Annotated in this window: 7 protein-coding genes and 1 pseudogene; 4 read left to right on the forward strand and 4 right to left on the reverse strand. The window is 63.1% G+C overall.

What is annotated here, in order from left to right:
* The first annotated feature begins 175 nt into the window (after positions 1-175).
* From ACT01B_RS06135 to ACT01B_RS06145, 3 genes are all read left to right on the forward strand, one after another.
* Positions 176-3,199 carry a TonB-dependent receptor plug domain-containing protein gene (locus ACT01B_RS06135; protein ID WP_445146490.1) on the forward strand — a complete coding sequence of 1,008 codons (3,024 nt, stop codon included), beginning with the start codon at positions 176-178 and terminating at the stop codon, positions 3,197-3,199.
* A gap of 112 nt (positions 3,200-3,311) precedes the next feature.
* Positions 3,312-5,360: an enterotoxin gene (locus tag ACT01B_RS06140; protein WP_445146491.1), complete on the forward strand. Its 2,049-nt coding sequence runs from the start codon at positions 3,312-3,314 to the stop codon at positions 5,358-5,360.
* 65 nt (positions 5,361-5,425) lie between these two features.
* Positions 5,426-7,282: a beta-galactosidase gene (locus ACT01B_RS06145; RefSeq protein WP_445146492.1), complete on the forward strand. Its 1,857-nt coding sequence runs from the start codon at positions 5,426-5,428 to the stop codon at positions 7,280-7,282.
* Positions 7,283-7,321: 39 nt separating this feature from the next.
* Here the strand turns inward: ACT01B_RS06145 and ACT01B_RS06150 are convergent, their stop codons facing one another.
* The 3 genes and pseudogenes from ACT01B_RS06150 to ACT01B_RS06160 all read right to left on the reverse strand — a co-directional run bounded on the left by ACT01B_RS06150 (position 7,322) and on the right by ACT01B_RS06160 (position 10,667).
* On the reverse strand, positions 7,322-8,929 hold the full coding sequence (locus ACT01B_RS06150; protein WP_445146493.1) for a carboxyl transferase domain-containing protein: 1,608 nt from the start codon (positions 8,927-8,929) through the stop codon (positions 7,322-7,324).
* A gap of 146 nt (positions 8,930-9,075) precedes the next feature.
* A pseudogene (locus tag ACT01B_RS06155) lies at positions 9,076-9,330 on the reverse strand (hypothetical protein); the annotation flags it as partial.
* Positions 9,331-9,482: 152 nt separating this feature from the next.
* A complete protein-coding gene (locus tag ACT01B_RS06160) occupies positions 9,483-10,667 on the reverse strand; it encodes an acetyl-CoA C-acyltransferase (RefSeq protein ID WP_445146494.1) in 1,185 nt (394 codons plus the stop codon).
* Positions 10,668-10,897: 230 nt separating this feature from the next.
* On the opposite strand from ACT01B_RS06160, the gene ACT01B_RS06165 reads away from it, so the two are divergent.
* Positions 10,898-13,717 carry a S8 family serine peptidase gene (locus tag ACT01B_RS06165; protein ID WP_445146495.1) on the forward strand — a complete coding sequence of 940 codons (2,820 nt, stop codon included), beginning with the start codon at positions 10,898-10,900 and terminating at the stop codon, positions 13,715-13,717.
* A gap of 180 nt (positions 13,718-13,897) precedes the next feature.
* Here ACT01B_RS06165 and ACT01B_RS06170 read toward each other — a convergent pair whose 3' ends face one another.
* Entirely contained in the window at positions 13,898-15,055 is a 1,158-nt protein-coding gene (locus tag ACT01B_RS06170) for an isovaleryl-CoA dehydrogenase (protein WP_445146496.1), read from the reverse strand.
* Between the last annotated feature and the right edge of the window lie 48 nt (positions 15,056-15,103).

Below are 15,103 nucleotides of genomic sequence, written 5' to 3' on the forward strand. Positions count from 1 at the left end.
GACACGCCCTGGATAAACGACTTTCCAAGGGCATTCATCAACGGCTGTAACAGACGGGGAGAGGGAATGTCTGCGCAGCTCGCTAGCGAACCATGGGAGAGGGTTATTCATGAATGCACGGAAGAGTGGTTGTTGTAAGGCTGATGGCACGGGGGAAAAGTTGCTGGCTTTGTCGGTGAGCCGAGCGATCATGGCGATGCGGCTGGCATGTGCGGTCGGTGGTCTGGCCCTGGCCGGCAATGCGTTCGCACAGAGTGATCCTTCCGCCGCGTCGGCCGATGGCACCGTGGCCAAGCCGCCGGCGAAGAAGTCTGCCGCGGATCCAGCGGATGCCGGCAAGGCAGTGAGCCTGCAGCAGGTGAGCGTGACCGGCTCGAATATCCGCAGCGTCGACGTGGCGGATGCACAGCCGGTCTTTACGATTACGCGCGAGGATATCCAGCGGCAGGGCTTCGCCACGGTGGGGCAGATTCTGCAGAACGTATCCTCCGCCAGTACACCCGACTTGAGCATGTCGGCACCCGGCGATCTCGGCCCTAATCAGGGCGGACAGTTCATCAATCTGCGTGGGCTGGGTGCGCCGCGCACGCTGGTGTTGGTGGATGGCCAGCGCATCGGCGCCGCGCATGGCGGCTATACCAATATCAACGTAATTCCGGTAGCGGTGATCGAGCGCATCGACGTGCTGGCCAACGGCGCCTCGGCTGTCTACGGTTCGGACGCCATCGCGGGCGTGATCAATATCATCACGCGCAAGGACTTCAGCGGTGTCGAGATCAATACCTACAACGGCATGTACGCGCCGCATAGCGATGGCAAGCAGGGCCAGTACGACGTGACCTTCGGCAAGACCACCTCGCAGTGGGGTGTGGTCTTCAGCGCCTCGTATCAGGAGCAGGATCCGGTGTGGACGAGTTCGCGGGGTTTCTCCAGCTATCCGTGGACCGATCGTCACCCCTACTACGGTCGTTCCTATGTGGGCTTCCAGCCGATCATCACCAACGCCACCTTTGCGGACGGAAGCCACCATGGCATCGCGCTCAATCCGGGCGGTAATGGTTCCGATCTCAACGACTACCATCGAATCGTAAAGCCGACCTATAGCGCGAACGGGGACGTGGCGAGCCTTGCCGACGCTGGCGACTACACCTACAACCGGGACAGCGGCCACCAGTACATGCTGCGCACGGCCGATACCACCAAGAACCTGTACCTGGACACGCACTACAAGATCACCGACAACATCACCGCCCGCTTCAATGCCGGCTACAACATTGATCGCGAGACGGCGACGGCGGGCACGGCGGCGCTGTATAGCGGCATGGGTGGGCACGACGATTTTCCCTCCCTGCTGTCCGCCGAAAGCTACTACAACCCCTATAACCAGCCCGGCATGACGCCACAGGACGTGAAGTTTTATCGACGGATCGCCGGACTTACCTACAACAGCTACAACGATCCCAAGAACTATCGCTACAGCGCAGGCCTGGATGGCAACTTCGGCGTGGGCGACCACTTGTTCAACTGGGACGTGAATTACTACGACAGCAAGATCACCGGCGTGAATACGCGCACAGGCTACTTCAACCTGATCAATGCGCAGAACGCACTTGGCCCGTCCTTCCTTGGCTCCGACGGCACCGTGCACTGCGGAACGCCGAGCAATGTCATTGCCGGTTGCGTGCCGCTGAATCCGCTCGGCAACGTCACCTCGGCCATGCTCAACTATCTGTCGATCAACAGCGTCGAGCACTACGGCAGCGATGAGAAAGCCGCATCAGCTGACTTCGGCGGCAATCTGTTCGCACTGCCCGGTGGACAGTTCAGCTTTGCCACGGGTGTGCAGCATCGCAACGTATCGGGCTACGACCGGCCGGACGCATTTGCGGCGGCGGGCTATTCCACCGACGGCGCGGTGGGCCCGAACAGCGGCAGCTATTCCTTGAACGAAGCCTATGCCGAGATCAACGCGCCGTTCCTGAAAGACCTGCCAGCGATCCGCAGCCTGTCGCTGGATGCAGCCATCCGTTACTCGGATTACAGCAACTTTGGCGGTACCACCAATGCTTCGTTCAAGCTGACTTGGCAGCCTATCGATGATCTGTTGGTTCGCGCCAGCTACGGTACCGGCTTTCGCGCACCCACCGTCAACGATCTCTATCAGGGGCGCTACAACGCAGGTGGCTTTACCGATCCCTGTGATGCGGTTTATGGGCCGGCCGGTTATGGCTATAGCCCGGCCGTCGCACAGCGTTGCCAGAACGGCGTCGCCGGCTTGCCCGGTGTCGGCGCCAACTTCCGTCAAGTCGATGTCAATGGTGTGCCGGTGACCCAGGTCGACGCGGCGGGTATTACCGAAAGCTATAACGGCGGCAATCCGCACCTTAAGCCGGAGACGTCCTATAACGGACAAGTCGGCTTCGTCTACAGCCCGTCGTGGCTGGAAGGGTTCAACGTGACGTTGGATTACTGGCGCTACAACATCCGCAACCTGATCACCGGGATCACCAATGACCAGGTATTGGCCAACTGCTATCAGTACGGCATCGAGTCGGCTTGCGGCCAGTTCCAGCGTCAGGCCGGTACGGGGCAGATCATCAATCTGCTGAATCTGGAGACGAATGCGGGTTGGCAGAAAACCAGCGGCTACGATTTTTCCGCCGCTTATGCCTTGCCCAAGTTCTCGTTCGGGCAGTTCAAGCTGAGCATGAACGGTACCTACGTCACCAGCTTCGACACGCTGCCGACGATCGGCTCAGCCGTGGTCTACGGCACCGGCATCGCATCAGCACAGACGGCCATGTCGGTATGGCGGCTGCGTGGCAATGTCACGCTGGACTGGTCGTGGCATGACGTCGGTGCCAGCTGGACCATGCGCTACTTCTCGCCCTTGAAGGCGCCATGCGCGTTCCCGCCGCCGAATTCCATCTCGGCGTTCCCGTGCACCTTGCCCAACTACTACGCGCCAGGGTTCGGCGTGCAGCCGATGACCCAGATCGCCTCGGTAACCTTTGACGATATGCAGGTGTATTGGAAGGCCCCGTGGAATGGCACCATTTCGCTGGGCGCCAACAATGTCTTCAATCGCAAGGGGCCGTATGTCTATGGCGGCTATGCAGGCAGCGATACGCCGTATAACTACAACGCATCGTATGACATCGGCCGTTTCATCTACGTCCGTTATCAGCAGAAGTTCTAGTCGTCAGCCGCAATCCATGCGCCGCGGCATCCACCGTGGCGCTTTCTCACCCGGATCGCGCGATGTAACAAGCGCGCCGCGTGGCCCCTGGATCGTACGAGAGGTTTGGAACATGTCATGGAATTCCCGCTTTACCCGCCGCGTGGGCAACGGAAGCCATACAGCCCAACGGCGTCTGCTGGTGGCCATGCTGGCAGCCAGTTTGACCAGCGCGTTGTGCGCTAAGGCCGACGAGCATGTGGCCATGTACTCGAAGCAGGGCGATGTAGAGCAATTCGGCAATAGCAGCATGGCCGCCAGGTGGAAGCTATCGAACGGCAAGCTCAGCGACATGGTGGTGGTCGATGCGGTCAATCATCAGGAGTTTCCGCTGAGTGCGCCCTTTGCGCTGGTGATGGCGGACGGCAGCCGGATCTCATCAAACGATTTGCAAGTGTTATCCGCGCCCAAGGAGGTCGGGTTGCCGGCCGACCCCAAGGCCTCGCGCCTGGTCGAACGCGTGCCGGGCAAAACCGTGCAGGCCAGCTTTGGCGACGCAGCCGGGCGCTTCCGTATCGATTGGCAGTGGATCCAGCGCCAAGGTTCGGAGTATCTGCGCGAGCAGGTGACCATTACCGCGCTGAAGCAGGACGAGAGCATCGCCAAGGTCGAGTTGCTGCAGGCGCAGGCAGCGGAGGCCGAGGTGATGGGCACGGTGCAGGGCTCGCCCATCGTGGCGGGGCACGATTACTTTGGCTTAGAGCATCCGCTTTCTTCCAGTGAAGTCCACGGCAAGCAGGTGAAGCTGTGGATCGAGCGTGGCCTGCCATTGCCCAAGGGGCAGTCGATCACCTACTCGGCAGTGGCCGGCGTCACGCACGACAATCAGTTGCGCCGTGACTTTCTGACCTATATCGAACGCGAGCGGGCGCATCCTTATCGCACCTTCCTGCACTACAACTCCTGGTACGACATCGGCTATTTCACGCCCTACACCGAAGCGCAGGCGCTGGATCGCATCCATGCCTTCGGTGAAGAGCTGAGCGTAAAGCGTGGCGTGAAGCTGGATTCCTATCTGTTCGACGACGGCTGGGACGATCGCAGCGGCGGCTGGCATTTCAGCAAGGATTTTCCGCATGGCTTTGCGCCGCTTCGCGACGCGGCCGCCAAGTACGGTGCCGCACCAGGCATGTGGTTGTCGCCCTGGGGCGGTTATGGTCCACCGAAGCAGGAGCGTGTCGAGCGCGGTCGCGCGGCGGGTTACGAGATCATCGACGGCGGCCTGGCACTGTCGGGTCCGAAGTACTACCAGCGCTTCCACGATGCGGTGATGGATCTGGTCAAGCAAGATGGCATCAACCAGTTCAAGTTCGATGGCACCGGCAATGCCGACAAGGTCTTTCCGGGCAGCCGTTTCAGCAGCGACTTCGATGCCGCCATCCAGCTCATCGACGACCTGCGCGAGGCCAAGCCCGATCTCTTCATCAACCTCACCACCGGCACGACCGCCTCGCCGTTCTGGCTGCGCTATGCCGACTCCATCTGGCGAGACGGCGAGGACGACGAGCTGACCGGTGTAGGCAGCAAGCGCGAGCGCTGGATCACCTATCGCGATCGCGAGACGTACCACAACATCGTGGTGAAGGGACCGCTGTATCCGCTGAACTCGTTGATGCTCCACGGCATCATCTACGCCAAGGAAAACCGCAGGCTCAACACCGATCCGGGGCACGACTTCGGTAACGAGGTGCGCTCGTATTTCGGCAGCGGCACGCAACTGCAGGAGATGTACATCACGCCCGACCTGCTCACGACGCAGGACTGGGATGTGCTGGCCGAAGCCGCACGCTGGTCGCGCGCGAATGCCGACGTGCTGCGCGACACGCACTGGATCGGCGGTGATCCGGCACGGCTGGACGTGTATGGCTGGGCGTCATGGACGCCAAAGAAGGCGATCATCACCTTGCGCAACCCCGATGCGAAGCCACAGCTTGCCGTGATCGATCTGGCCCGACAGCTGGAACTTCCTCCGGGCGCCGCACGGCATTTCAGTGCGCGTAGTCCCTGGCACGACGAGGCAGGCAAGTCGGCCATGAATCTGGATGCGGATCAGCCGAGCACGCTGACGCTGGCGCCGTTCCAGGTTATGACCCTGGAACTGACGCCGACGGCTGGAAACTGATGGACGGAGCAGGGCGGCCGCGTGCTGCCGCCCTGCTCACGACGCTGCCGGCTGAGGAGGGGTGAATGCAACGACGGGACTTTCTCCGCTTTACCGCCCTGATGCCGTTCGCGGCGCTCGGGACACGCGTTACCGCCGCAACGCCGGCAGCACTACCTGCCGTCGACGTTGCGCCGGACGGCAGGGCGCATCGCTTTGAGTTCTCAAGACAACAATTCCTGCTGGACGGACGACCGTTCCAGATTCGCAGTGGCGAGATGCATCCGATCCGCATCCCTGTCGACTATTGGGATCACCGCATCCTTATGGCGAAGTCGATGGGGCTCAACACCATCGCGATCTATCTGATGTGGAACGCCCTGGAACGGGAGCCGGGCGTATTCGACCTGGAAAGCGGCAGTCGCGACTTTGCGCGGTTCATCGCGCGCTGTGCCGAACACGGTATGTGGTTGTACCTGCGCCCCGGTCCATATGTCTGCGGCGAGTGGGACTACGGCGGATTGCCCCCGTACCTGCTGCGCGAGGCGGACATCCGCGTGCGCGATCGCCACGACGCACGCTATATGCAGGCGGTGACGCGTTATCTGGACGTCATCGCGCCGCGTATCGCGCCATGGATGGCAAGTCGTGGCGGGCCGATCCTGATGCTGCAGATCGAGAACGAGTACGCCTCGTTCGGCAACGACCTGGCTTATCTGGAACAGCTGCGCAGCATGTGGCGCGAGCACGGTATCGAAGGTCCCTTCTCGATCTCCGACGGACTTGCCCAGCTACGCCAGCAATACACGTGGCTGCCGGGTGCGGCCGTGGGGCTGGATGGCGACACGGACTTCGTTGCCGCCCAGACGCATGCAGCCGACGCGCCGGTATGGGTGGGTGAGGGCTATCCCGGCTGGCTAACGCATTGGGGCGATACCGCGTTCCAACAGGGCGACTATGCCGGCACCCTCAAGGATCTGCTCAAGCAGGGCCGCTCGTTCAATCTTTACGTGGTCCATGGCGGTACCAACTTCGGGTTCGGTGCCGGCGCCAATGCGCATGGCGATGGCAGCAACTTCGAGCCGGTCATTACCAGTTACGACTACGGCGCGCCGATCGACGAGCGTGGCGTGGCAACGGCCGACTATCACCGTTTCCGTGGGCTGATGGGTGAACACCTCGGCAAGCCGTTACTCGAGCCGCCCGAGCCGCCACCGGTTATCCATCTGCCCGAACTCATGGCGCAGCCATGGGCCTCGCTGTGGGACAACCTGCCAGCGCCCCACCATATCGAGCAGCCACAGGCCAACGAACGGCTATTTGGCCAGGACCATGGCCTGGTGCTGTACCGCCGGGTGCTGCGCGGTGGCGGAAGCCTGTCGCTCGAGGGCGTGCACGATTACGCCACGGTTTTTCATGCCGGGCGCTATCTCGACTACCTCTCGCGTGTACAAAAGCCGGGCCTGCACCCGCAGGCGCCGATCGTTTTGCCGAACGTGGGCGACGCGACGCTCGATATCCTGGTCGACAGTTTCGGTCACGTGGGCTATGGCAAGGCCATGGCCGACCGCAAAGGTATCCTCGGTGCGATCCGTCTCGATGGCGAGCCATTGCATGGCTGGGACGCTCACAGCCTGCCCTTGGACGCGGACTACCTCGCCAGCCTGAAGCCACTGCGACAGCCATGCACGCAGCCCGGCCTGTTCTTTCGCGCGAGCTTCGAGCTGGCGCAGCTAGGCGACTGCTATCTGGACATGAGCGCCTGGGACAAGGGCTATGTATGGGTCAATCGACAACTGTTGGGTCGTCATTGGCGCATCGGTCCTCAGCATCGGCTGTACTGTCCGGCTTCCTGGCTGCGCGTAGGCAATAACGAGGTCCTGGTGTTCGACCTGCATCGCACTGAGGCGGCGGCGATCGGCAGCGCGACCACGCTCGGCTAGCCGCACGGAGCGGCCAGCCGGGACGTCGTCTGCACGGTATTACATGCGGAACACGCCGTAACGCTGAGGTTCGATGGGCGCGTTGAGCGAAGCGGAGATCGCAAGGCCGAGCACGCGGCGGGTATCGGCGGGATCGATGATGCCGTCGTCCCACAGGCGCGCGCTGGCATAGTAGGGATGGCCCTGGCGTTCGTACTGATCGCGGATAGGGGCCTTGAAGGCCTCTTCGTCCTCGGCGCTCCAGGTCTTGCCGGCGGCCTCGATACCGTCGCGGCGCACCGTGGCCAGCACGGACGCAGCCTGCTCGCCACCCATCACGCTGATGCGCGCGTTCGGCCACATCCACAGGAAACGGGCGCCGTAGGCGCGGCCACACATGGCGTAGTTGCCAGCACCAAAACTGCCGCCGATCACCACGGTGAACTTCGGCACGTGCGAGCAGGCTACGGCCGTGACCATTTTCGCGCCGTCCTTGGCAATGCCGGCGTTCTCGTACTTCTTGCCGACCATGAAGCCGGTGATGTTCTGCAGGAATACCAGCGGCACATTGCGCTGGTTGCACAGCTCGATGAAGTGCGCGCCCTTGAGCGCCGACTCCGAAAACAGGATGCCGTTGTTTGCGATGATGCCCACGGGGTAGCCATGGATGTGCGCAAAGCCGCAAACCAGGGTCTTGCCGTAACGTGCCTTGAATTCATGAAGCTCGGAACCGTCGACGATGCGCGCGATCACCTCGCGGATATCGAATGGGCGGCGTGTGTCCTGGGGAATCACGCCATAGAGTTCTTCGGCGGCATATAGCGGCTCAGCCGGCGCGCGCAGCGCCAGCGGCATGTCCTTCTTGCGGTTCAGGCTGGCGACGATATCGCGGGCGATCGACAGCGCATGTGCGTCGTTCTCCGCGTAGTGGTCGGCCACGCCGGAGACGGACGTATGGACGTCTGCGCCGCCGAGCGCCTCGGCATCCACCACTTCGCCCGTAGCCGCCTTCACCAGTGGCGGGCCGCCGAGGAAGATGGTGCCCTGGCCGCGCACGATGATCGTTTCGTCGCTCATGGCCGGCACGTAGGCGCCGCCGGCCGTGCACGAACCCATCACCACGGCGATCTGCGGGATGCCCAGGCCGGACATGCGTGCCTGGTTAAAGAAGATGCGGCCGAAATGTTCCTTGTCGGGAAACACCTCGTCCTGCAGCGGCAAGAAGGCGCCGCCCGAATCCACCAGGTAGATGCAGGGCAGGCGGTTCTCCAGCGCGACTTCTTGCGCGCGTAGGTGTTTCTTTACGGTGATCGGGAAGTAGGTGCCGCCTTTCACCGTGGCGTCATTGGCGACCACCACTACTTCGAGGCCATTGACCCGGCCGACGCCGGTGATGATGCCTGCAGCAGGCGCCGCGTCGTCGTACATGCCATGGGCGGCCAGGGGCGACAGTTCCAGGAACGGCGAACCTGGGTCGAGCAGGGCGCGGATACGCTCGCGTGGCAGCAGCTTGCCGCGGGCCGTGTGCTTGTCGCGGGCCTTCTCGCCACCCCCCTCCGCGCTACGCGTCAGCTCGCGCTGCAGGTCATCCACCAGGGCTCGCAATTGCGTGCTGCTGGCCTGGAATTCGGATGACCGCGGGTCGATCTGCGTGGCGATGACGCTCATGAGCTGGGACTACCGTTCGGGTTGAACCCCGATGATAACGGTCCAGGCCCGGCAGCTGTACCGCCTACGCATGCGGGGTACGGGCAAAAGAAAACCGGCCGCACAAGGCGGCCGGTTTTCGGAAGAACATGTGAAGCTTAGTGACCAGCAGTCGAAGCAGCAGCCGGAGCAGCAGCGGTCGAAGCCGGAGCAGCAGCCGGAGCCGCAGCGGTCGAAGCCGGAGCAGCAGCCGGAGCAGCCTGCTCGGTCGGCGCAGCAGCAGCCTTCTGAGCCTGGTCAGCAGCCTGCTGAGCCTGGTCAGCCGACTTCTGAGCGTCCTGCGCGGAATCCTGCGCGCCGTTGCTGCAAGCCGCCAGCAGCGCGACGAGCGCGGAGGCGAGTAGGGTACGCGTGAACTTCATGGTGAATCTCCTTTGCCGTGGAATGCCGTTTGGCGGGCGTATTAATAACGCTTTCGTGGAAAATGCGCCACAACTTTAGGTAATGCACCTAAAAATACGGTTAACCGTCTTTCAGCGGCGGCCGTTTGTACGGCCGCCGAGGGAGACCCTGATCAGTCGATGCACTCGATGGCGATGGCGGTGGCTTCGCCGCCGCCAATGCACAGCGAGGCCACGCCACGCTTGAGGCCGCGTGTCTTCAGTGCGTTGAGCAAGGTGACCACCAGGCGGGCGCCGCTGGCGCCGATCGGGTGGCCAAGCGCACAGGCGCCGCCGTTGACATTGAGCTTGTCGTGCGGGATGTCCAGCTCGCGCATGGCCGCCATGGCGACCACGGCGAAGGCCTCATTGACCTCGAACAGGTCGACGTCGCTGACCTTCCAGCCGGCCTTCTCCAGCACCTTGTGGATGGCCGTCACCGGCGCGGTGGTGAACCATTCCGGCTCCTGTGAATGAGTCGTGTGCGCGACGATGCGTGCCAGCGGCTGAAGACCACGCGCCTTGGCGTTGTCGGCCGACAGGATCACCACGGCGGCGGCGCCATCGGAAATGCTCGATGAGCTGGCAGCGGTGATCGTGCCGTTTTCTTTACGGAACGCCGGCTTCAAGGTGGGGATCTTGCTGACATCGGAGCGGCCGGGCTGCTCGTCGATGTCCACCTTGACCTCGCCCTTGCGGCTGGCGACGGTGACCGGAGCGATCTCGCCAGCGAAGGCGCCGGCCTGCTGGGCGGCCTTGGCACGTTCGACCGACGTCATCGAGAAGGCGTCCTGTTCCTCGCGGGTGAAGTGGTACTTGTCGGCGCACAGTTCGCCGAACACGCCCATGGCCTTGCCGTCGTACGGGTTGGTCAGGCCGTCCCACGCCATATGGTCGACCAGCTGGCCGTCACCGTAACGGATACCGGTACGTGCGTTGACCATGTGCGGCGCGTTGGTCATGGACTCCATGCCGCCGGCGACGACGATGGCGGCCGAACCGGCCTTGATCAGGTCGTGACCCAGCATGATGGCCTTCATGCCCGAACCGCAGACCTTGTTGACAGTCGTGCAGCCCACGCCGACTGGCAGGCCTGCCCCCAGCGATGCCTGGCGCGCCGGTGCCTGGCCGAGGTTGGCGGGCAGCACGCAGCCCATGATGACTTCGCTGATATCCGCAGCAGCCACGCCGGACTGCTCCAGGGCGGCGCGGATGGCCGTCGCGCCCAATGTGGGGGTAGGCACACCGGTGAACTGGCCGAGGAAAGAGCCAATGGCTGTGCGCTTGGCACCGGCGATGACAACACTGACGTCCGACATGGGGATCTCCGCAAGTACTTGATGGGGCAGGGGTGCCCGGTAAATAGCCGTAGGATTATCGCAGTCCCCAGCCAAGCGGGGCAAACCAGGCTTACTTGCGATAGCGGTGCGGGCTGACCGACATTTAGTTGCGTTTCCGTTGTGCCACTATTTGTGTCCAGAGGGGTGGCGACGCGTGCAGGGGGCTTCGTCACAGAAAGATGGGCATGTGCGATGGGGCGGGGGCCGCTATGAACACGGAAGGGTTTGGATTGCGGCAGCGCCGGGTGGCGTTGCTGGCGACGATGGCGCTTGGCTTGGGCGCGTGCGGTGGCGGCGGCGGTAGTGGCAATGTCAAGCCGACCACCCCGGCGACACCACCATCAGCGCCGCCGCCCGCGTCGACCGTAGCCCAGCCGCCCATCAATGCCCATCTCAGCCTCACCAACACGTACGCCGCACACGCAGCGGGCAATAACGGCTCAGGCGTCACCATCGGCATTGTCGACACCGGCGTGATGGCCACGCATCCCGCACTGGCGGGGCGGGTGATCAAGCAGTTGACCTATGTCGACCCGAAGACCAACAACCTCAGCGTCGGCGATGTGAACGGGCATGGCACCTATGTGGCGGAGATCGCTGCGGGTACCTCGTTCGGCTCGTTTGCCGGCGGCATTGCGCCAGGGGCGGATATCGTGTCCGCGCGGATCGTCGACGACAAGGCGCCGGACGATAACGGCTCGACCGCGCCGACCCCGGTGACAAGTTCGAACGCCATTCCGCTGGGCCAGGTGAACGCTGACCTGATCGCCAACGGCGTCAAGGTGATGAACAACTCCTGGGGTGGGATCAGCTGGAGTTCGAGCGATACGGCTACCACGCAAGGTTTCCACGACGCCTACAACGCCTTCATCAATAGCTGGGGTGGCCTGGTGGTGTTTGCGGCAGGCAACGACTCACAGGCCAATCCCAGCACGATCGCAGCGCTACCCAGCCTGGCGCCCGACCTGGAGAAGGGCTGGCTCACCGTGGTGGCGATCAACAGCAACAACCCGACCCAGCTCGACAGCTATTCGAACAAATGTGGCATCGCGATGAACTATTGCCTCGGCGCGCCGGGCGATGTGATCGTCAGCGGCAAGGGCGACACCAGCACGGCCAATGAAACCTATTGGATCGTCGAGGGCACGTCGCTGGCCGCGCCGCAGGTTTCCGGTGCAGCGGCCCTGGTGTGGCAGGCCTATCCGTATTTCAGCAACGACCTGGTGCGACAGACCTTGCTCGGTACGGCCGACCCCCTGGGTGGTTCGCAGCCCAATCCGTCCTTCGGCTACGGCGAGCTGGATGTCGGCAAGGCCGTGAACGGGCCGGAGCAGTTCAACTGGGGTGATGTCACCGTCAGTTTCAGTGGCACGTCCAGCTGGAACAATCCCATCTCCGGCGCGGGCGGTTTGATCAAGCAGGGCACGGGCACGCTGAACCTGACGAAGCCGTCGACCTACACCGGACTGACCCAGATCCAGGGCGGCATGCTGGTGGCCGCTTCGTTGGCGTCGAGCGTCAGCATTGGTGCACAAGGTGTGTTGAGTGGGACGCCAGCGATAGCCGGTTCGGTCACCAATGCCGGCGTGCTGGCGGCCAGCGGCAGCAATGTCACGGTCGGCGGCAACTACCTTCAGCAGGGGGCCGGTCGGCTGGCGGTGGCGCTGGGTTCGTCGCTGCAGGTGGCCGGTACGGCGAGCCTCACCGGCGGCGACCTGTATGTCACCGGGGTGAATCAAGGCTATGCGGTCAACGTGCAAACCGACGTGCTTACGGCCAAAGGCGGTCTTGCGGGTACGTTCTCCGCACTCAACGAAGCCACCGGCGTGCTGCTCACAGCCACGCTCAACTACGATGCCACCAACGCCTGGTTGAACGTGAGCCAGGTACAGGCCAGTGCCGTGACCGGCGTGACTTATACGCCGGCCTCCTTCGCCGCGGCCCAACGCGTGGACGGAGCTTTCAGCCAGATCAATGCGCAGGTCGGCCAGGGCGGCGCCAGCGGCGGTGGCGCGGTGCCCACGTCTTTCATCAACGGCGCGGCGAGCCTGCAGCAAACCGCGACGACCAGCGCATTGCAGCAGTCTCTGTCGAGTCTCTCCGGTCAACTGCACGCGGCCAGCGCGGCCATGACGTTTGATGCCATGGATGCCGGTACGCGTGCGCTGTCCAACCGTTTCGACCGGATTGCCGATGTCACGTCTGTCGGCGGCTGGACCCAGTCGCTGGGTGATTACGGCAGCATGAGCCGCAACGGCTACGGTAGCGTCGGCTACGACCTGAGTGGCTGGATGGTGGGGCAGGATCGTCGCTTCGGCAGCAACGGCGTCGTGGGTTTTGCGGTCAGCCAGAGCCAGGATCTCGGCAGGCTCGACGAATTCGCCGACCAGGGGCAGAGCCGCGCGGTCGAAGGCATGCTCTACGGCGGTATCGCGCAAAACGCGTGGTACGCGATGGGACGGCTGGGCGTCGGCAGTTATCGCGAAGACATGCGTCGCCATCTGGAACTGGGCAGCGCTGTCGAGAGCGTGGCCAGCGACACCCATGGTCGCTACGGCATCGCCTACGGTGAAAGCGGTTACCGCATGTCACTCGGCGGCGTGCACGTCACGCCTTACCTCAATCTGCAATACGCGGACATCACCACCGATGGCTTCAATGAGCTGGGTGGCGATGGATTCGGCCTCAAGGCCGGTGCGCAATCGGTGCAGCGCTGGCAGGCCGGTGCGGGTCTGCGTGCTGGCAGCGATTGGGCGCTTGCGGGCGGCGGCCATCTCACCCTGCAGGGGCACATGTTGTGGCAGCGTGCTTTCAGCATGCATGGCGACGTCGTCGATGCCAGCTTCGCCGTGCTCAACCAGTGGGCGCCGGTGGGTGGCATCGGCTTGTCGCGTTATGGCGGTGATGCCGGGGTGAGCCTGGATTGGGCCATGTCGCGGCGTTCCACGCTGTCGCTCGGTGTCGACCAGTATGTGGCCCAGCACGATCGCGGCAAGATGGATACGCTGAACTATCGCCTGAATTTCTGATGCGACGCTGTTCCCTCTCCCCTTTTGGGCGACCCGAAGGTAGTCCCTGTGGGAGAGAGGGTAGGGTGAGGGGCCAATCTTGCGATAAAGCCATGTCGAAGAAGGCTCCGTAGAAACCTTCCCGCGAGCACCCGCCCCTCACCTCGGTCCTCTCCCCAGCGGGGAGAGGAAGAAGTGATGTTACGCCTTGCCGTGGAACAGCTCGCGGCCGATCAGCATGCGGCGGATCTCGTTGGTGCCGGCGCCGATTTCGTAAAGCTTGGCGTCGCGCAGCAGGCGACCGGCCGGGAACTCGTTGATATAGCCATTACCGCCCAGCGCCTGGATCGCTTCCAGCGCCACTTTCACCGCATTCTGCGAAGCATTGAGCAGGCAAGCTGCGGGATCGATGCGCGACTTCACGTTGCTGTCGAATTGCTGCGCGACCATGTACGCAAAACCACGCGACGACTGTAGCGCCGTGTACATGTCCGCCACCTTGCCCTGCATCAGGCCGAACGTGCCGATCGGCGCGTTGAACTGCTTGCGCTCGCGCACGTAGGGCAGGGTGATATCCATGGCCGCCTGCATCAGGCCGATCGGGCCGCCCGAGAGCACCAGGCGCTCGGTATCGAGTCCGCTCATCAGCACGCGCACGCCTTCGTTGACTTCGCCGACGATGTTCTCGACGGGAATCTCGCAATCCTCAAACACCAGCTCGCAGGTGTTCGAGCCGCGCATGCCGAGTTTGTCCAGTTTCTGCGCGGTGCTGAAACCTTTCATGCCTTTTTCGACGATGAAGGCCGTCATGCAACGACTGCCGGCCGGGCGCGGCGCGGTGCGCATGTACACCAGCAGCACGTCAGCGTCAGGACCGTTGGTGATCCACATCTTCGAGCCGTTGGCGACCCAGACGTCGCCTTTCTTCTCGGCCTTGCAGCTCATCGAACCGACCACGTCGGAGCCGGCACCGGGTTCGCTCATCGCCAGCGCACCCACGTACTCGCCCGAGCACAGTTTGGGAATGTACTTGCGACGCTGCGCTTCGTTGCCGTTGTGGAAGATGTTCTGCACGCACAGGTTGGAGTGCGCACCGTAGGAAAGGCCTACCGAACCGGATGCACGCGAGATTTCCTCCATCGCCACCAGGTGCGCGAGGAAACCCATGCCGGAGCCGCCGTACGCCTCAGGGATGGTGACGCCAAGCAGGCCCATGTCGCCGAATTTGCCCCACAGATCGGCGGGAAACAGGTTCTCGCGGTCGATGTGATCGGCGCGCGGGGCGATCTCCTTCTCCGCGAACGCGTGCACGCTTTCGCGTAGCAAATCGATATCTTCACCGAGAGGAAACGGGCGCATCGCAAACTCCGGCCTGGGGCTTAGGTGGGTAGGAAATGGTAGCGCAGT

The sequence above is a fragment of the Dyella sp. Tek66A03 genome (assembly GCF_052567735.1).

Bases quoted from the DNA above. Each gene is read 5' to 3' on its own strand.
- ACT01B_RS06170 (WP_445146496.1), bottom strand. From the start codon at position 15,055: ATGCGCCCGTTTCCTCTCGGTGAAGATATCGATTTGCTACGCGAAAGC.
- ACT01B_RS06145 (WP_445146492.1), top strand. From the start codon at position 5,426: ATGCAACGACGGGACTTTCTCCGCTTTACCGCCCTGATGCCGTTCGCG.
- ACT01B_RS06140 (WP_445146491.1), top strand. From the start codon at position 3,312: ATGTCATGGAATTCCCGCTTTACCCGCCGCGTGGGCAACGGAAGCCAT.
- ACT01B_RS06165 (WP_445146495.1), top strand. From the start codon at position 10,898: ATGAACACGGAAGGGTTTGGATTGCGGCAGCGCCGGGTGGCGTTGCTG.
- ACT01B_RS06160 (WP_445146494.1), bottom strand. From the start codon at position 10,667: ATGTCGGACGTCAGTGTTGTCATCGCCGGTGCCAAGCGCACAGCCATT.
- ACT01B_RS06150 (WP_445146493.1), bottom strand. From the start codon at position 8,929: ATGAGCGTCATCGCCACGCAGATCGACCCGCGGTCATCCGAATTCCAG.